The 18421-nt window shown below is 69.4% G+C and carries 17 protein-coding genes and 1 riboswitch; of the genes, 15 read left to right on the forward strand and 2 right to left on the reverse strand.

Going from position 1 to position 18421, the window contains the following annotated elements; all coding sequences use genetic code 11:
* Positions 1-178: 178 nt before the first annotated feature.
* Complete coding sequence (locus tag ACFU7D_RS13955; RefSeq protein ID WP_378867914.1) at positions 179-1525, forward strand: DUF222 domain-containing protein; 1347 nt, start codon at positions 179-181, stop codon at positions 1523-1525.
* 122 nt (positions 1526-1647) lie between these two features.
* Entirely contained in the window at positions 1648-1983 is a 336-nt protein-coding gene (locus ACFU7D_RS13960; RefSeq protein WP_378867916.1) for a DUF1048 domain-containing protein, read from the forward strand.
* Between the two features lie 163 nt (positions 1984-2146).
* Here ACFU7D_RS13960 and ACFU7D_RS13965 read toward each other — a convergent pair whose 3' ends face one another.
* A complete protein-coding gene (locus ACFU7D_RS13965; RefSeq protein ID WP_378727208.1) occupies positions 2147-3757 on the reverse strand; it encodes a GMC oxidoreductase in 1611 nt (536 codons plus the stop codon).
* A 289-nt stretch (positions 3758-4046) separates the two neighbouring features.
* Between ACFU7D_RS13965 and ACFU7D_RS13970 the strand changes: the two genes are divergently transcribed.
* From ACFU7D_RS13970 to ACFU7D_RS14015, 10 genes are all read left to right on the forward strand, one after another.
* Complete coding sequence (locus ACFU7D_RS13970; RefSeq protein WP_378727031.1) at positions 4047-5390, forward strand: hemolysin family protein; 1344 nt, start codon at positions 4047-4049, stop codon at positions 5388-5390.
* On the forward strand, positions 5390-6448 hold the full coding sequence (locus tag ACFU7D_RS13975) for a hemolysin family protein (protein ID WP_378727033.1): 1059 nt from the start codon (positions 5390-5392) through the stop codon (positions 6446-6448). The genes ACFU7D_RS13970 and ACFU7D_RS13975 overlap by 1 nt, the downstream gene beginning before the upstream one ends.
* Positions 6449-6490: 42 nt before the next feature.
* Positions 6491-7183: a CDP-alcohol phosphatidyltransferase family protein gene (locus ACFU7D_RS13980; RefSeq protein WP_378867918.1), complete on the forward strand. Its 693-nt coding sequence runs from the start codon at positions 6491-6493 to the stop codon at positions 7181-7183.
* Complete coding sequence (locus tag ACFU7D_RS13985; RefSeq protein ID WP_378867920.1) at positions 7176-8099, forward strand: DUF881 domain-containing protein; 924 nt, start codon at positions 7176-7178, stop codon at positions 8097-8099. Before ACFU7D_RS13980 ends, ACFU7D_RS13985 begins: the two co-directional genes overlap by 8 nt.
* Complete coding sequence (locus ACFU7D_RS13990; protein ID WP_008359542.1) at positions 8096-8428, forward strand: small basic family protein; 333 nt, start codon at positions 8096-8098, stop codon at positions 8426-8428. The genes ACFU7D_RS13985 and ACFU7D_RS13990 overlap by 4 nt, the downstream gene beginning before the upstream one ends.
* Positions 8421-9764 (forward strand): DUF881 domain-containing protein, encoded by a 1344-nt coding sequence (locus ACFU7D_RS13995; protein WP_378867922.1) that lies wholly within the window; start codon positions 8421-8423, stop codon positions 9762-9764. The genes ACFU7D_RS13990 and ACFU7D_RS13995 overlap by 8 nt, the downstream gene beginning before the upstream one ends.
* A 93-nt stretch (positions 9765-9857) precedes the next feature.
* Entirely contained in the window at positions 9858-10244 is a 387-nt protein-coding gene (gcvH, locus tag ACFU7D_RS14000) for a glycine cleavage system protein GcvH (RefSeq protein WP_378867947.1), read from the forward strand.
* A 101-nt stretch (positions 10245-10345) separates the two neighbouring features.
* Entirely contained in the window at positions 10346-10828 is a 483-nt protein-coding gene (locus tag ACFU7D_RS14005; RefSeq protein ID WP_378727043.1) for an FHA domain-containing protein, read from the forward strand.
* Positions 10829-10831: 3 nt separating this feature from the next.
* Complete coding sequence (locus ACFU7D_RS14010) at positions 10832-11584, forward strand: MerR family transcriptional regulator (protein WP_378727044.1); 753 nt, start codon at positions 10832-10834, stop codon at positions 11582-11584.
* A gap of 64 nt (positions 11585-11648) precedes the next feature.
* Positions 11649-12116 (forward strand): bifunctional nuclease family protein, encoded by a 468-nt coding sequence (locus ACFU7D_RS14015; protein WP_091042032.1) that lies wholly within the window; start codon positions 11649-11651, stop codon positions 12114-12116.
* Positions 12117-12122: 6 nt separating this feature from the next.
* On the opposite strand, the gene ACFU7D_RS14020 is transcribed toward ACFU7D_RS14015, so the two are convergent.
* On the reverse strand, positions 12123-12950 hold the full coding sequence (locus tag ACFU7D_RS14020; protein WP_378867925.1) for a helix-turn-helix transcriptional regulator: 828 nt from the start codon (positions 12948-12950) through the stop codon (positions 12123-12125).
* Positions 12951-13101: 151 nt separating this feature from the next.
* Here ACFU7D_RS14020 and ACFU7D_RS14025 point away from each other — a divergent pair, with 151 nt between their 5' ends.
* The 3 genes from ACFU7D_RS14025 to gcvP all read left to right on the forward strand — a co-directional run bounded on the left by ACFU7D_RS14025 (position 13102) and on the right by gcvP (position 18397).
* Complete coding sequence (locus tag ACFU7D_RS14025; protein ID WP_378867926.1) at positions 13102-14502, forward strand: MFS transporter; 1401 nt, start codon at positions 13102-13104, stop codon at positions 14500-14502.
* A gap of 151 nt (positions 14503-14653) precedes the next feature.
* Complete coding sequence (locus ACFU7D_RS14030; protein WP_378727050.1) at positions 14654-15271, forward strand: MerR family transcriptional regulator; 618 nt, start codon at positions 14654-14656, stop codon at positions 15269-15271.
* 82 nt (positions 15272-15353) lie between these two features.
* Positions 15354-15444, forward strand: a riboswitch (glycine riboswitch).
* Between the two features lie 64 nt (positions 15445-15508).
* A complete protein-coding gene (gene gcvP / locus ACFU7D_RS14035) occupies positions 15509-18397 on the forward strand; it encodes an aminomethyl-transferring glycine dehydrogenase (protein WP_378867928.1) in 2889 nt (962 codons plus the stop codon).
* Positions 18398-18421 lie beyond the last annotated feature (24 nt).

An 18421-nucleotide genomic window follows, 5' to 3' on the forward strand; every position in this document is an offset into this window, starting at 1 on the left:
TCGCCGGCCGCTTCGCGGTCCTTGACTCGGCACCCGATCGAGAAAGATTTCGCCTGTATCGGGGCGGCGGCGAGAGAGTGGCGCGGAGTTCACGTGTCTTGTTCGCTGACTGCGTAACTGTCATCTGACCAGCACAAATGAGTCGCGGTGTGGTGCTCGAGCGCATATAATAACTGGTATGTACGAGACCATCGATCGCCTCCTCGACGGGCCACCACTTGGTGCGTCCGAGGGTGAGTTGGTCGACTGGATCAGTCGCCTCGAGGCAGTGAAGTGCACTGCCGAGGCCGTTCAGGCAGAGGCGGCGGTGCGTCTGGAGGAAGCCGTCCGCGAGCGTCAATCAGCGGCCGGGGTTCCTGCCCGCAAGCTTGGTGAAGGGGTCGCCTCGCAGGTCGCGTTGGCGCGGCGGGTCTCACCGGAGAAGGGCGCGAAGCTGCTCGGGTTGGCGAAGATCCTGATCGCCGAGATGCCGCACACCTTCGCGCTCATGAAAGCCGGGTTGTTCTCGCAATGGCAGGCCACCATCCTGGCCCGCGAAACGGCGTGTCTCTCGGTGGAGGATCGGCGGGTCATCGACCACCGGCTCTGCGCCCCCGGACCCGACGGTCAGCCCGCCAAAGCGGTGGTGATGGGCCTGCGGCAGCTCGAGAACGCCGCCAAGAAGCTCGCCATCACCCTCGACCAGGAATCCGTCGTCGCCCGGGCCGCAAGCGCCGTCAAGGACCGTCGGGTCAGTGTCCGGCCGGCGCCGGACACGATGACCTGGCTCGGCGCCCTGCTCCCCGTCAAGGACGGGGTCGCGGTCTTCGCCGCGCTCGATCAGGCCGCGAAGAGCGCTGCGGCCGCTGGTGATGAGCGGACCCGGGGTCAGGTCATGGCCGACACCCTCGTCGAACGCGTCACGGGTCGGGCTGAGGGAGTCCAGCCTCGGATCGAGGTCAAGATTGTGATGAGCGCCGACGCCCTCGCCACCGATGGCGACCAGCCCGCCGTGGTCGAGGGCTACGGCCCCGTCCCCGCGACTTGGGCCCGCGAGGCACTCGCCGATGCGGAGGTGTTCGTCCGCCGTCTGTTCACCGACCCGGCCGGCCGCATGGTCGCGATGGAGTCCCGCTCACGGAAGGCCCCCGAGGGTCTGGCCGAGTTCATCGCCACCCGCGATGGCGGGATCTGCCGCACCAACGGCTGTGATGCCCCGATCCGCAACATCGACCACATCGAACGGCACGCTGACGGCGGCACCACCAGCGCCCAGAACCTGCAAGGGCTGTGCGAACGATGCAACCAAGCCAAAGAAGCCCTCGGCTGGCGAGCCAGACCAGGACCCGACGGCAGCATCATCACCACCACACCCACCGGGCACACCTATCTCAGCCCACCACCCGACACCTGGCCACCGTACCCACTGCCCGACATTCGGTCACCGGAGTCACCACCCGACTCTCGGGCACCGGACCCAGCGTCGCTGTCGCCCGCCGAGCTCAGGCTGCGCGACCTGATCCTCGACCACGCCCTGGCGGCCTGAAGGTCGCGACCGGTGGAGAGTTTCTTCGGATCGGTGCTTGACCCTGACGCTGCGTCAGGGCCGCACGCTTCTTCCATCGGCCCCACCAGGGACCGAACAAACACCACAGAAGGAGCACCACCATGAACAACCTCCTCAACCGCCTCGTGGGTGACAAGAAGGACTGGAAGCGCATGGAGGCCCGCGCTGCCGAACTGCCCGCCGACTACCGCACCGTCTACGGCGAGATGAAGAGCTACATGTGGCGCTTCACCGCCGGCGACGGGATGGACATCGTCGAGATCTTGCGCGAGGTCCTCGACCTGTTCGAGACCGAGGCCGCTGTCGGCCGCAGCGTCTTGGAGGTCACCGGACCCGACCTGGCCGCCTTCTGCGACGCCCGACTCCCGGAGCAGCACGACGCCTACCGCGCCAAGCTGCGAGCCAACCTCAACGAGGTCGCTCAGAAGCTCGCATGAGGTGGTGGGAAAACGTAAGAGCCCCGCTGGCGTCTCGGGTCACCAGCGGGGCAAGAACAATGTTGCCGCATCACCCAAGGGGTTGTCACCCCCTTTCGGCAAAATCTGCAGAATTTTGCATTGCATGATCCTGCTGGTCCCGTTTCGGGACCAGCAGGCACTGTCAGATGACGGTCCCGACGTCCTTGGCGACGATGTTGTCCATCGCGCGCTCGGCGACGGCGGCGATGGTCATCGACGGGTTGCACGCTCCGGTGGTGCCGGGGATGAGCGCGCCGTCGAGGACATAGAGGCCGTCCTGGCCCTGTACCCGGCCGTCGAGATCGCAGACGGTGCCCATGTTCGCGCCGCCGAGCGGGTGCCAGGTGCTGTTGACGATGGCGTTGGTGTCGATCAGGGCGCCGAGTCCACCGCTGATCTTCGAGACCCGCTCGTGGATCGCGCGATAGCTCGCCGAGTCGCCACCGAAGGGGAAGCGCAGGCTCACCGAGTCCGTCAGCGAGCTGTAGCGGAAGCTGCCGCGGTCGGCGCTGACGCCGAAGCCGACCAGCATCGTGGCGCCCAGGTCGAGGCCGAGGGGGAGTGGTGGCAACGATGCCTGGATGACGGTGTTGGCCCTGGTCGGGTCGGCCCAGTCCTGGCTCTGGTAGACGACGGGACCACCCTGCGTACCGGTGAGATTCTCGTCGAAGGGGCGCCACATGTAGATCCGGTCGCCGTTGGTGCCCCAGCCCTTGCCGAGCTGCTCGGGAAGGTCCGGGATGGTGTCGGTCGCCGCGGCGCGCACCAGGAGCTTGCTGGTGTTGAGCGAGCCGGCCGCCATGACCAGCGCGCGGGTGGTCAGGATCTTCTGCTCCACCACGTCGCCGGCGTCGTCGGTTCGATCGACATGGACCTCCCAGCGACCGTCGGCGGCCCGGGCCACGCTCGTCACGTTGTGCCGGGTGGCGACGTGCACCAGCCCGGTGGCCTCGGCCTGCTCGATGTAGGTGACGTCGACGGAGTGCTTGCCGCCGTTGTTGACACCGAGGGCGCAGTCGCCGTTGGTGTAGGAGGGCGCCATCTCGCCACGCAGCTCCGCCAGCGCGTAGGACCAGTCGATCGGCATCGGGATCTTCTGCAGGTCATAGCCGGCGGCCTCCACGCGCTCGCCGAACGTACGCGAGACCCGGTAGCTGTCCGAGGCGATCAGCTCGTCGGGCGCGGTCGCGGCGCCGAGCATCTTGGCCACGCGTGGGTAGTGGACCCGGTCCATGAGCTCGTAGTCGAGCTCGTTCGGGAACCAGGTGTTGAAGACCTCGGCGGAGGGCTGCAGCGTCATGCCCTGGTAGACCAGCGAGCCGCCGCCGACGCCGGCAGCGCACATCGCGAGCATGTTCTGGCCGAGGACGGGCTCGAGCAGGCCGACGTACGGGCCGAAGTTCAGGGGAGTGCCGAGCAGCTTCTGCAGCGGCTTGAGCGCCTCGGGTGCGGTGGTGTGGAACAGCACCCGCTTGTCCAGCGAGCGCACCGTCGGGAAGGTCTGCGCGTCCGGGCCCGTCGGCCAGCGGCGGCCCCGCTCGAGCACCGTGACAGGTACGCCGGCCTCGGCCAGCCGCAGCGCGGCCACCCCGCCACCGAAGCCAGACCCGATGACGACCGCCCGGTGCTCCTCCCGCACCAGCCGTACGCGACGGGGCGAGGTGGCCGCTGCCGGACCGGCGAGCAGCCCGGACGCGGCGGCACCAGCGGCACCGGCTCCGGCGAGGAACGTACGTCTTGAGGCTGAGAACATGGTCAAGGGGGCTCCCTCGGCTCGTGATTCGTCGGTTACTGCCGCGTAAGAGTTGACGAACGGGCGAGATGTGTCAAGGCTCACAGCCTCGTTCTGGACAACCGTGTCCGGAACACGACACGTCCCTCAGGCGCCCGCACAGCAAACGCAGGAGGCGCAACCACAGCCATGTAGGCTGACCGCACTTCCAACAGCTAAGGACGATCTGAACCCCGATGGACGGACCGCAACCCGGCCAATATCCATGCCCGCTGTGTGACTCGCGGCCGTACCAGTCGAGGTTGGTGCGATGACCGAGGTCCTGTTCATCCTCCTGGCCCTGCTGCTCGTCGCCGCCTGCGGTGTGTTCGTGGCCGCCGAGTTCTCCCTGGTCACGGTCGACCACTCCCAGGTGGAGATGGCCGCCGAGCAGGGCGACAAGCGCGCCCAAGGCGTACTCAGCGCGATGAAGGAGCTCTCCAGCAACCTCTCCGGCGCGCAGGTCGGCATCACCGTGACCAACCTCGGCATCGGCTGGATGTCGGAGCCGGCGATCGCCGAGCTGATCGACGCGCCGCTGCTCGCCACCGGGCTGCCGGAGGGTGCGGTGACCGGGATCGCGGTGGCGATCGCGCTGACCCTCTCCACGATCGTGACGATGCTCTTCGGTGAGCTCGTCCCGAAGAACCTCGCGCTGGCCCTGCCCCTGGAGACCGCGCGCGTCACCCAGGGGCCGATGCGGGCCTTCACCCGGATCATGCGCGGCCCGATCAGGGTGCTCAACGGCACCGCCAACGCGATCGTGCGCCGCTTGGGCATGGAGCCGCAGGAGGAGCTGCGCTCGGCGCGCAGCTCGGCCGAGCTCTCCTCGCTGATCCAGCGCAGCGCCCACGAGGGCACCCTCGACGCCGACACCGCTGAGCTGATGGAGCGCTCGGTCGAGTTCGGCACCCGCACGGCGGGGGAGATCATGACCCCGCGCGTACGCGTCCACAGCCTCGACCACAACGACCGCGCCGAGGCGCTGATCGAGCTCACCCGGCGTACGGGCAACTCCCGCTTCCCGGTGCTCGACGACCGCGAGGCCGTGGTCGGCACCGTGCACGTCAAGGCGGCCGTGGCGCTGCCGGTGCACGAGCGGCCCACGGCCAAGGTCAAGCACCTGATGGTGCCGCCGGTGGTCGTGCCCGACTCCCTGCGCCTGGACCCGCTGATGGCGCTGCTGCGCGCCGAGGGGTTCCAGCTGGCCGTGGTGCTCGACGAGTACGGCGACCAGGCCGGCATCGTCACGCTCGAGGACGTGATCGAGGAGATCGTGGGCGATATCGCAGACGAGCACGACCCGCTCAGCGCCCGAGCCCGGCTGCGCCGCGACGGCGGCTGGTCGCTGTCGGGGCTGCTGCGTCCCGACGAGGTCGAGGACATCACCGGTGTCGCCCTACCCGAGAGCGAGGACTACGACACCGTCGCCGGTCTGATGCTGAGCCTGCTCGGCCGCATCCCCGAGCGTGGTGCCTCCACCGAGCTGACCGTCCCCGGCAACCCGCCGCCGGACTCCGATGACGACGATGTGTACGCGAGGTACGTGAAGCTGACCGTGGAGGTCATGGAAGGCCGCCGGATCGACCGGATCTCGATGCAGGTGATCGGCTGATGAGTACGACGACAGGACTCCTGCTCGGCCTGGTGCTGCTGCTCGCCAACGGCTTCTTCGTCGGCTCGGAGTTCGCCCTGGTCTCGGCCCGGCGCAGCCAGATCGAGCCGGCCGCCCAGGCAGGCTCGCAGATGGCCAGGATCACGCTGCGGGCGATGGAGAACATCAGCCTGATGATGGCCGGCGCCCAGCTGGGCATCACCGTCTGCTCGGTGCTGCTGCTGGCGATCACCGAGCCGGCGCTCGCCCACCTGCTCGAGCCCGGCTTCGACCTGATCGGCCTGCCCGAAGCCTTCCACCATCCGGTCGCGTTCGTGATCGCGATGCTCGTGGTCACCTATCTGCACGTGGTGGTCGGCGAGATGGTGCCGAAGAACATCGCACTGGCCGGTCCCGACAAGGCCGCCCTGGTCCTCGGCCCGGCCATCTACGCGGTCGTCTACGTGCTGCGCCCGATCATCGTCGCGTTCAACTACGTCGCCAACGTGTGCATCCGGGCGCTCGGCATCGAGCCCAAGGACGAGGTGAGCTCCGCCTTCACCCGGGCGGAGGTGGCCGCCATGGTCGAGGAGTCCCGCGGTGAGGGGCTCCTGGAGGAGGACGAGTACGGCCGTCTGGCCGGGGCGCTCGGCTTCACCGAGAAGACGGTCGCCAAGGTCACCATCCCGATCTCCGAGTGGACGATCGTGCCGCGCGGCGCCTCGGGTGCCGACATCGAGGCGGTGTGCGCCTCGACCGGCTACAGCCGGTTCCCGGTCGCGGGCGAGAGCGGCGACCTGGTCGGCTACCTGCACATCAAGGACGTACTCGAGCCCGATGACGTACGCCGCCGGCAGCCCGTCCAGAACAAGTGGGTCCGCCCGTTCGCGACGGTCACTCCCGACGACGCGCTCCACGAGACGCTCGAGACCCTGCAGCGCCGCGGCGCCCACCTGGCCCGGGTCGTCCGTGAGGACGGCAGCACGATCGGGCTGGCGACGCTCGAGGATGTCATCGAGGAGCTGGTCGGTGAGATCCGCGACGCCGCCCACGCCGATGACTCCACCCCCACCGACTAGGGTTGGCTCGTGCCGCGTCTGGTGACAGAGGAGAGCCCGCAGATGCCCAACCGTCGATCCGGTGATCCCCGCCTGCAACCTGGCCGGGATGCTCGGCGGCGACCCCGTGGCTCGACCGATCGCAACCAGCCCGTGCTCGGCAAGCTGCTCAGCATCCTGCGGCTCGTCTACGCGCCGGTGGTGCTGTGGGCGGTGATGATCGCCGAGGACGACACGATCGCGCTGTCCGCGTTCGGTCTCGCGATCGTCACCGACCTGCTCGACAGCTGGCTGAACCGCAAGCAGCTGGGCCGCCGCCGCTCGGGCGAGCTGCTCGACGTGGTGGCCAGCACCGTCTTCGTCCTGGCCGCGACCCTCGCGCTCTGGCAGATCGACGTGATCCCGTGGCCGATCGCGCTGCTGGTGCCGCTGCGGCTCGTCGGCCTGCTGGCGATGATCCCGGCGCTGCGCAGCCGTGGGGTGCGTACGCTTCCGGTCCATCTCCTCGGCAAGGTGGCCGCGTTCTGTCTGCTGGCCTCCTTCCCGCTGCTCTACCTCAGCCACGACATCCCCGAGACGCTCGATCTCGGCCTGGAGCCGAGCCTGGCGATCCAGGTGGCGCAGGCCTTCGGATGGGCCTTCGCGCTGTGGGGGATCCTGCTGCTCTGGTGGAGCCTGGTCCTCTACGCCCAGGAGGCGCGTCGGCTGATGGCCACCACGCCGCCGCGGGAGAAGGGCGGGGCGACCCGTGCCTGACCAGATCCCTGGCTCCGAGGACCTGCGCGCCTACGTCACCAAGCCACTGCTGGACCGCATCACCGATCAGGCGATCGACTCCGACTACATGGCCGCCGCCGAGCGGCGCGAGCCCGCGGGGGAGGAGCCGACCCGGCGTCGCCGGCCGGGGCTGTGGGCGATGGTGGTGGTCGGGCTGTTCGCGCTGCTGGCCACGACCGCCGCGGTGCAGACCTCCCGCAACGAAGACATCCGCCAGACCAGCAGGCAGGTCCTCGTCGACCGCATCGAGCAGCGCCAGGACCGGATCGCCGACCTGCACGAGCAGATCTCCGATCTCCGCGAGGTCAACCAGAGCCGCGAGGCGGCGCTCAGCTCGCTCGGGCAGCGGGCCGAGTCGGCGTCCTCGAGCGCCGCGGCGACCGCGGAGGAGACCGGGTTCGCCCCGGTGACCGGCTCGGGGATCAGGATCACGATCGACAACGCCGCCGACGGCAGCGAGGGCGGCACCGTCCGCGACTACGATCTCGCCGTGATCGTCAACGGACTGTGGCAGGCGGGGGCGACCGCCGTGGCCGTCGACGGCCAGCGGGTCACCCCGCGCAGCGGCGTGATCACCTCCGGCTCCACCCTGCGGATGAACGACGTCTCGCTCTCGCCGCCCTATGAGGTGTCGGCCATCGGCGACACGCGTACGCTGGCCGCACGCTTCGCCGAGACGGTCTCCGGGGCGATGATTCACACCACGACGCAGGACTACGGGATGCCCTACGACGTCGAGAACATCGACCGGCTCACCCTTCCCGCGGCGCCGCCTGATCTGCTGGAGTTGACCCACCTCGGGGCCAAGTCCAAGGGCACCCAGGGCTCCGAGAAGCCCACCGACAACACCGACGAAGACTCCGAAGAGAACAGCGAAGGGGACCGCGAAGAATGATCGCCGTCATCGGCCTAGTGATCGGCATCGTGCTGGGACTGTTCTTCCAGCCCGAGGTGCCTGTCGGTCTGGCGCCTTACCTGCCGATCGCCGTCGTCGCCGCGCTGGACGCGGTCTTCGGTGCGCTGCGCGCGTTCATGGACGGCATCTTCGACGACAAGGTCTTCGTCGTCTCGTTCATCAGCAACGTCGTCATCGCCGCCGGCATCGTCTATCTCGGTGACCGCCTCGGCGTCGGCGGCCAGCTGTCCACCGGCGTCATCGTCGTCCTCGGCATCCGCATCTTCACCAACGTCGCAGCCATCCGGAGGCACATCTTCCATGCCTGACCGGAAGAGGAGGCCCCCGGCGAAGCGGACCCCGGCGAAGAAGGCGCTGGCTAAGAAGGCGCCGGCGAAGAAGCCTGCCGAGCCCGCGGAGGAGACCGTCACCGAGGACGCCGCCACGCCCGAGGTTTCGGACGAAGGTACGCCGCCTGCTGAGCAGGCACCTGCGGAGTCTGCCGAGTCGACCGAGGCCGAGGAGTCCCAGGAGCAGTCGGAGACGGATGCACCTGATGAGGCTGCGTCCGAGGTGGCTGCGTCCGACGAGGCTGTCGACGAGCCCGAGGAGCAGGTGGCCGAGGACTCCTCCGCACGCGAGCCCGAGGAGGCGGACGACGCCGAGGAGACGGACGACGCGCCGGTCGAGTCCACCGAGAAAGCGGACGACGTCGAACCTGCTGCGGCGGCGGCAGCCGAGTCCGAAGAGACTGAGGAGCCGGAGGCCGAGAAGGCCGATGAGCCCTCGGACAGCGCGGAGCCCGACGAGGTCGAGGACGCGGCTGGTCCCGAGCAGTCCGAACAGGTCGAGGAGGCCGACGAGGTCGCCGATGCCGAGGAGCTTCCGAAGACCCAGAAGGTCGACGAGGCTGACGAGGCGGGTGAACCGGATGAGCCCGAGGAGGAGCCGGCGCCGCTGGTCGGCCGGGCGCGGCTCTTCGACGCGCTCACCCACTTCCGGCGCGGCCAGGTGGCCGTGGCGGTCCTGCTCTGCGTACTCGGCTACGCCGCGGTGGTGCAGGTCCAGACGAACACCGAGGACTCGACGTACGCCGGTCTGCGCGAGCAGGAGCTGATCGACATCCTCTCCGGCCTGGCCGGTACCACGCAGAAGGCCCAAGAGCAGATCGAGGAGCTCGAGGGGACCCGCGACGAGCTCGAGGACCAGACCCTTCAGCAGCAGACCGCGCTCCAACGTGCCGAGGAGCAGGTCGACACGCTCCGGGTGATCGCCGGGACGGTGCCGGTCAGCGGTCCGGGGATCACCATCGAGATCGAGCCCGGCGCCGATCCGCTGCGGCTGACCGCGCTCCTCGACCTGATCGAGGAGCTGCGTACGAGCGGCGCCGAGGCGATGGAGATCGAGGGGGCCGACGGCGAGGCCGTGCGCCTGGTCGCGTCGTCCTCGATCGAGGTCAGCCAGCCCGGTCAGGGACTCAACGTCGGCGGCGAGCTGATCAGCCCGCCCTACCGACTCAAGGTGATCGGCCCGCCCGACACGCTGGCCGGCGCGATCGACTTCTACCAGGGCCCGCAGGACCAGCTCGAGGAGCAGGGCGCGGAGGTCAAGGTGGAGCCGGAGGAGAAGATCGACATCGAGTCGATTCACACCGTGTCCCGCTGACGGTTTCGTCGGTGGGGCGCAGTAGGGTTTCGACAACCGGCTCGCGGGACGATCTTCCGCGGCCAGACCAGTACGCCTGATGAGGAGATGGCTGTGTACCCCGAGGACCTGAAGTACACCAGCGAGCACGAGTGGCTGCGCAACCCTGGCGAGACCGAGGGCTCCGTACGGGTCGGCATCACCAACTACGCCCAGGACGCTCTCGGTGACATCGTCTACGTGTCGTTGCCGGCCGTCGGCGACACGATCGCGTCGGGCGAGAGCTGCGGTGAGCTCGAGTCGACCAAGTCGGTCAGCGACATCTACGCGCCGATCTCCGGCGAGGTCGTCGCGGTCAACGGATCGCTCGACGCCACGCCCGAGCTGGTCAACGACGACCCCTACGGCGGTGGCTGGCTGTTCGAGGTCACACCGTCCGATCCTGCCGAGCTGGAGAGCCTCCTCGACGCCGCGGCGTACGAGGCATCACTCGACGCGTAACTCAACCGAACACCTGGGCCGACCTGATAGGTTGCGGATACCATCCCTCAACGCTCACTTGAGGGTAGGTGCCCGGCCCTCGATGAACCTGGAGCTCAAAAATGTCCGTGTGCCCCGCTTGCGGCAGCCAGAACCCCGACGAAGCGCGGTTCTGCTCGCAGTGTGGCGTAAGCCTGACCGGGACCGACCAGACCTCGACGATTCAGCTCGGGGCTGACGCCGACACCTCTGACCGGGTGCTCAGCCCGATCGAGGCGGCCACCGTCGAGGCCCTGCCGAGGGGCAACGGCATGCTCGTCGTGCAGCGTGGTCCCGGTGCCGGAAGCCGCTTTCTGCTTGACCAGGACACCGTGGTTGCGGGTCGCCACCCGGACAGCGACATCTTCCTCGATGACGTCACCGTCTCGCGTCGCCACGCCGAGTTCGCGCGCACCGGCGACACCTTCGAGGTCTCCGACGTCGGCAGCCTCAACGGCACCTACGTCAACCGCGACCGGATCGAGAAGGTCGTCCTCACGGACGGCGACGAGGTCCAGGTCGGGAAGTTCCGGCTCGTCTTCTACGCCGGGCACGAAGGGGCGTAGCCGATGGCCGCCGCCGCGATGCCTGACCCTCAACGGCCGGCTAGCGACTCGGGGGAGCGGCTCAACATCGGGCAGGTCCTGGACCAGTTGCGTCCGGACTTTCCCACGGTCACCATCCCGAAGATCCGGTTTCTCGAGGACAAGGGACTGATCAAGCCGGAGCGTACGCCCGCGGGCTACCGCAAGTTCTCCCGCCGTGATGTCGAGCGGCTGCGCTATGTCCTGAGGATGCAGCGCGACCACTACCTGCCGCTCAAGGTCATCGGCGATCACCTCGACGCGATCGACCGCGGCCTCGAGCCGCCAGCGATCGAGCCGACCGTGCCCACGGTCCCGACGGTCGCCCTGACTCCCAGCGGCGCGCCCGGGGCGGAGTCGTTCCGGCGTACGGACAACATGAGGATCTCGCGGCGTGAGCTCCTCAAGGTGGCCGAGGTCGACGACGTGCTGCTGACCGAGCTGGAGAAGATGGCGCTGGTGGTGCCGCTGCGCAGCGGTCACTACGACACCGATGCCCTCGCGATCGCGCGCACCGCCAAGGAGCTGGCCGAGTTCGGCATCGAGCCTCGTCACCTGCGCGGCATGAAGGCCGCCGCCGACCGCGAGGTCGGCCTCATCGAGCAGATCGTGGCGCCGTTGCGGCGCCCCGGGAACGCCGGAGCGCAGGGCCGGGCCGAGGAGATCGGCAGCGAGATCGCCTCCCTGGCGGTCCGTCTGCACGCCACCTTGGTGAAGTCGGGCCTGCGCGACCGCTGACTCGGTTCGTGTCGCCGGTCAACCGGGCTGCTGTCGCGACCTGGAGACGGGTAGGGTGGATGACATGCGCGAGGTCGATGTGCTCGGAGTCCGAGTGGAGATGCCCTCCAACCAGCCGATCGTGCTGTTGCGCGAGGTGGCGGGTGAGCGATACCTGCCCATCTGGATCGGCGCGGTGGAGGCGACCGCCATCGCCTTCGCCCAGCAGGGCGTGGTTCCGCCCCGTCCGCTGACCCACGACCTGCTCAAGGACGTGCTCGAGGCGACCGGCAACGAGCTGACCGAGGTGCAGATCACCTCGGTCACCGACCGCGTCTTCTACGCCAACCTGGTCTTCGCCTCCGGCGTCGAGGTGAGCGCTCGGCCTTCGGACTCGATCGCGCTGGCGCTGCGGACGGGGACCAAGATCGTGGTCTCGGACGAGGTCCTCGACGAGGCGGGGCTCGCTGTCCCGGCCGAGCAGGAGGACGAGATCGAGAAGTTCCGCGAGTTCCTCGACGAGATCACGCCCGAGGACTTCGAGTCCCACTAGCGCGGATCATTCGCTCAGGGCCAGCATCGCCTTCTCGTCGACCGTTTCGGCCTCCGCCTGGTAGACGACCATGCGCTGGCCGCCGGTGCGGGCCAGCTGCATGACCTCGTAGGTGAGTGTCATCCGGCCCACCCGTGGATGCTCGAACGTCTTGGTGCCCCCGCTGCGCTCGCACACGTCGTAGAGTTCCCAGATCCCGGCGAACTCGGGTGACTTGAGCAGCAGCTCGCCCACGAGCGCGGCCAGGCGGGGGGAGTCGACGTCGGTGCCGCCGACGGCGCGCAGGTTGGCGACCGAGCCGGCCACCGTCTCGTGCCACGGGTCGAGCAGGTGCCGCCCGACCGGGTCGAGGAAGAGGTAGCGGGTCAGGTTGCGGTGCTCGGTGGGACCGTCCCACAGGCCGGGGTAGAGCCGCCGCCCGGGCAGGTTGGACGCCAGCAGGTCGTTGTGCCGGCTGACCACGAAGGCCGGCAGCGGACGCAACGTCTCGAGCATGACGAGCACGGAGGGACGTACGGTCAGATCGGTCGTCGCCCGGGGCTCACCGAAGCGGCCCGAGGCGACCTCGGCTAGCTCGTGCAGCCGCTCGTGGGCGTCGCCGCTCAGGCGCAGCGTCCGGGCCAGGGAGTCCAGGACGGCCGCCGACGGGTTGGTCTCCCGACCCCGTTCCAGGCGGGTGTAGTAGTCGACCGACACACCCGCGAGGGCAGCCAGCTCCTCACGCCGCAGGCCAGGCGTACGCCGCACCCCGGTACCCGCGGGCAGGCCCGCCTCCTCGGGGGTCACCCGTGCCCGGCGGGCGCGCAGGTAGCGCCCGAGCTCAGTCGCAGCCATCTCGCTCATCCTCACCAGTGTGCCGCAGGTGCGACCCGCGTGAGGGGCCGTGTCATACCCACCCCTGGCGGCACCGCGGCATCACACGGTCTGCCTCTGTGCGCGAGGCGCGACCAGACTTTCCGGCATCACGAACCGGAGGAGGATTCCGATGACCGTACTCGCCCATGAGGCGTCGACCGGCGGCCCGGCGCCGACGCGGCGGGGGAGCGTTCGAGCGCTGCTCGCCGCGCTGCTGGGCTTCACGGTGATCACCGTGGACGTCTCCGCGGTGAACATCGCGCTGCCCTATCTCCACCGGGACCTGGGCGGAGGGATGGCCGGGCTGCAGTGGGTGGTGGATGCGTACACGTTGATGTTCGCGGCGCTGATGCTCTCGGCGGGAGCGGTGACCGACCGGGTCGGACCGGTGCGGGCCTACGCGCTGGGGGTGGTGCTGTTCACGGTGGCGTCCCTGGCCTGCGCGGCCGCTCCGGTGATGCCGGCGCTCGTCGCCGCGCGAGTGCTCCAGGGCGCCGCCGCGGCGCTGGTGATGCCGGCATCGCTGGCGCTGGTCAGGGTGGCATACGACGACGCGGGGGCCCGCGCGCATGCCATCGCGGTGTGGACCGTTGGCGGATCGGCCGCCATGGCGCTGGGCCCGGTGGCCGGCGGCCTGCTGAGCGAGTACGCCGGCTGGCGCTGGGTCTTCCTGGTCAACGTGCCGATCGGGATCCTCATCGTCGCCCTGCTGGCGGGTCTGCGGATCCGGCCGGTGCGCCGCCGGGTACCGCTCGATCTCCCGGGCCAGGCTCTAGCCGTGGTCGCGCTGTCCGCGCTGACGTACGCCGTCATCGAGGCCGGTCACACCGGCTGGCACGCGAGTGCCCTGCTCGCGGGTGCGGCTTCGGTCTCGGCGGCGGTGGCGTTTGTCGTCGTCGAGGGTCGATCCGCGGCGCCGGTGCTGCCGCTCGGGCTGCTGGGCCGAGGCCGCGTGATGGTCGCCTTGGTCGCCGGCTTCGGGATCAACTTCGGGTTCTACGGCGGGATCTTCCTGCTCGGTCTCTACTACCAGCAGGTGCGGGGCTGGAGCGGCGCCGAGGCGGGGCTGATGTTCGTCATCCCGGCGGTCCTGACCACCGGTGCGAACGTGCTGGCACCGCGGCTCGCGCACGCCGTCGGTCGGCGGCCGCTCATCGTCGGCGGTCAGCTGATCCTCGCGGTGGCGATGCTCGTCCTGTGCCCGCTCACCACCTCCACACCGGTCTGGCTGGTCCTCGTCCTGCTCGTCCCGCTGGCCACGGGTGGCGCACTGGCCATCACCGTCGTCACCGCCGACCTGATCGATGCCGTCGAGCCCGCCCGGGTGGGCGTCGCCACCGGCGTGCTCAGCACGTTCCGGCAGACAGGCGGAGCGATCGCGGTGGCCGTGTTCGGGGGTCTCGGTGTCGGTGCGACGGGCTTCCTCACCCTGTCCGGGATGCAGGCCTGCCTTCTCGTCGGGGCCGTCCTGCTGACGCTGACCGCCCTGGCGTCGACGGGCGGGGCGCGCAGACCCTCATCCTCTACTTGAGGGTTAGGGGGAACGACACGCCGGAGGGGTTCTTTGACCAGGGCCCTTGCGACGCTTACCTTGTAGTTGTCTCTGTTGTAACTCCAACGATGTGGTCCCCCCGCCGCAGCCGTTCATTCCCCGAGTGGAGTTACGCGCAACGGAGTAGACGATGGAGGACATCGTGTTCGACCACGAGCAGAAGCCCGGCCACGGCGCCGACGACGCGCAACGCGCGGCGGAGCAGGCTGACGAGCAGGGCCTTCTCTTCACCGACGATGTCTCGCCTCTGCCGAGCGACACCGGTTACCGCGGCCCGACGGCTTGCAATGCGGCCGGGATCAGCTACCGGCAGCTCGACTACTGGGCTCGCACCGGTCTGGTCGAGCCGAGCGTGCGTGGGGCCACCGGCTCCGGCACCCAGCGGCTCTACTCCTTCCGAGACATCCTGATCCTCAAGGTCATCAAGCGGCTCCTCGACGCCGGGATCTCGCTGCAGCAGATCCGTGCCGCCGTGCACCACCTGCGTGAGCGTGGCACCGACGACCTGACCCGCGTCACCCTGATGAGTGATGGCGCCTCGGTCTACGAGTGCACCAGCAACGACGAGGTCATCGACCTGCTCCAGGGCGGGCAGGGCGTCTTCGGGATCGCCATCGGTGGCGTCTGGCGCGAGATCGAGGGCACCCTCTCCGAGCTCCCCAGCGAGCGCACGGCCGAGGACGGCGAGCAGGTCGCCTCGATGTCTGACGAGCTCTCCGCCCGCCGCGCCGCGCGCAACGCCGGGTGATCTAGGACTCAGTCGACACCAGGCCCCGAGGCCCCGCGGAGACGGGACCTCGGGGTGCTGTCGTTTATGCTGGTGGTGCTGACCATCCCGCACGGGAGAGCTCCTCTCGAAGGGGCGCCGAAGGGGCAATTCCTCCCCGGAAACTCTCAGGCACCCACGACTGTGCGGACCAGGCAACTCTGAAGCGGTGCATCCGCGCGTGACAGAGGGGGAGGGCGTACGAGTTGTCTTACTTAGATGCCCTCAGGAGCCACTGTGTCCGACACGCCCACCCTGTCCGAGCTCGATGCCGCCTCCCCGTTCGTGGAGCGCCACGTCGGGCTCTCGGCCGCTGACGAGGCGACCATGCTCGCGCGGCTCGGGTACGACTCGGTAGCCGCGATGATGGACGCAGCCGTCCCTGCAGGGATCCGCTCGGTCGAGTCGCTGGACCTGCCGGCCGCGTTGAGCGAGGCCCAGGTCGCGTCGCTGGCGCGGGAGATCGCGGCCTCCAACAAGCCCGGCGAGGCGATGATCGGGCTCGGCTACCACGCCACCGTGACGCCGCCGGTGATCCGCCGCAACGTGCTCGAGGACCCGAGCTGGTACACCGCCTACACGCCCTACCAGCCCGAGATCTCCCAGGGCCGCCTCGAGGCGCTCATCAACTTCCAGACCATGGTCGGCGACCTGACCGGTCTGCCGGTCGCCAACTCGTCGCTCCTGGACGAGGGCACCGCGGCCGCCGAGGCGCTGGCACTGGTTCACCGCGCCAACCGCAAGGGATCCGGTCCGTTCGTGATCGATGCCGACGCGCTGCCGCAGTCGATCGAGGTCGTGAAGGTACGCGCCGAGGCGATGGGCCTCGAGGTCGTCGTGGCCGACCTCTCGCAGGGCCTGCCCGAGGGTGACGTGATCGGCGTGCTGGTGCAGTACCCGGGTGCCTCTGGGTGCGTCCCCGATCTCAAGCCGGTCATCGACGCCGCCCACGAGCGGGGCGCGCTCGCCGTCGTCGCCGCCGACCTGCTCGCTCTCACCGTCCTGGAAGCGCCCGGCACGCTCGGCGCCGACGTCGTCGTCGGCTCGACCCAGCGCTTCGGCATCCCGCTCTTCTACGGTGGCCCGCACGCCGGCTACATGGCCGTCCACGCGGGGATCGAGCGGCACCTGCCCGGTCGCCTTGTCGGCGTCTCCGTCGACGCCGAGGGGCGGCCCGCGTACCGGCTCGCGCTGCAGACGCGTGAGCAGCACATCCGCCGCGAGAAGGCGACCTCCAACATCTGCACCGCGCAGGTGCTGCTGGCCGTCGGCGCTTCGATGTACGCCGTCTACCACGGCCCCGCCGGGCTGCGGTCGATCGCGACCCGCGCGCACCGCTACGCAGCCGTCCTGGCCGCCGCGCTCAAGTCGGCCGGGCTCCCGCTGGTCTCGGAGTCGTTCTTCGACACACTGGGTGTCACCGTCCCCGGGCGGGCGGCCGATGTCGTCACCGCGGCGCGTCGTTTCGGCGTACATCTTCGTCTCGTCGACGCCGACACCGTCGGCATCTCGACCTCGGAGGCGACGACCCGCTCGACCCTGTCCGCCGTGCTCAACGCCTTCGGCGTCTCCGGCGCGGACCTGGACGAGATCGACCGCACCACGGCCAGCGCGCTGCCGGACGGTCTGCTCCGCACCACCGACTACCTCACCCACGAGGTCTTCAACGCGCACCACAGCGAGACCCAGATGCTGCGCTACCTGCACAAGCTGGCGGCGCGCGACTACGCGCTCGACAAGGGCATGATCCCGCTCGGCTCGTGCACCATGAAGCTCAACGCGACCACCGAGATGGAGCCGATCTCGCTGCCCGGCTTCGCCGACCTGCACCCGTTCGTGCCCGCCGAGGACGCCGCCGGCTACACGCGTCTCGTCGGGGAGCTCGAGGGCTGGCTGGCCGAGGTCACCGGCTACGACGAGGTCTCCATCCAGCCGAACGCCGGCTCGCAGGGCGAGTTCGCCGGCCTGATGGCGATCCGTGGCTACCTGGACGCGCAGGGCCAGGGCCACCGCAAGATCTGCCTGATGCCTTCCTCGGCGCACGGCACCAACGCCGCCTCGGCCGTGATGGCTGGGATGAAGGTCGAGGTCGTGAAGTCGTCGGAGGACGGCACCGTCGACCTCGACGACCTGCGGGCCAAGCTGGACGCTCACGGCGAGAACGTCGCCGCGATCATGGTGACCTACCCCTCGACCCACGGGGTCTACGAGGAGGGCATCACCGAGGTCTGCTCGCTGGTGCACGAGGCCGGTGGTCAGGTCTACATCGACGGCGCCAACTTCAACGCGCTCCTGGGCTACGCCAAGCCCGGCGAGTTCGGCGGGGATGTCTCCCACCTCAACCTCCACAAGACCTTCTGCATCCCGCACGGCGGCGGTGGCCCCGGGGTGGGTCCGGTGGCCGTCCGCTCGCATCTCGCGCCCTACCTGCCGTCGCACTCGCTGCACCCGGACACCGCCAAGCGCTCGGGCATCGGTGCGATCTCGGCCGCCCCGTACGGTTCGGCGGGGATCCTGCCCATCTCGTGGGCCTACGTCCGGCTCATGGGCGCCGAGGGTCTGACCCGGGCGACGTCGGCGGCGGTGCTGTCGGCGAACTACGTCGCGTCCCGCCTGAACGAGCACTTCCCGGTGCTCTACCGTGGCGAGACCGGCCTGGTCGCGCACGAGTGCATCCTCGACCTGCGGCCGATCACGAAGGAGACCGGAGTCACCGTCGACGACGTCGCCAAGCGGCTCATCGACTACGGCTTCCATGCCCCGACGATGTCCTTCCCGGTCGCCGGCACCCTCATGGTCGAGCCCACCGAGTCCGAGGACCTCGGCGAGCTGGACCGGTTCATCGACGCGATGATCGCGATCAAGGGTGAGATCGACCGGGTCGGCTCGGGCGAGTGGACCGCCGAGACCTCGGTCCTGCGCGGCGCCCCGCACACCTCCCGCGCCCTCGTCGGCGACTGGGACCGGGCCTACTCGCGCGAGGAGGCCGTCTTCCCGCGCGGCATCGACCCCGACAAGTACTGGCCGCCGGTGGCCCGTATCGACAACACCTACGGCGACCGCAACCTGGTCTGCTCCTGCCCGCCGGTGGAGTCCTTCGCCGAGTGACCTCCCGCCGAGTCGGCGCGTTAC

Source organism: Nocardioides sp. NPDC057577, assembly GCF_042801335.1.
Classification (GTDB): Bacteria; Actinomycetota; Actinomycetes; order Propionibacteriales; family Nocardioidaceae; genus Nocardioides.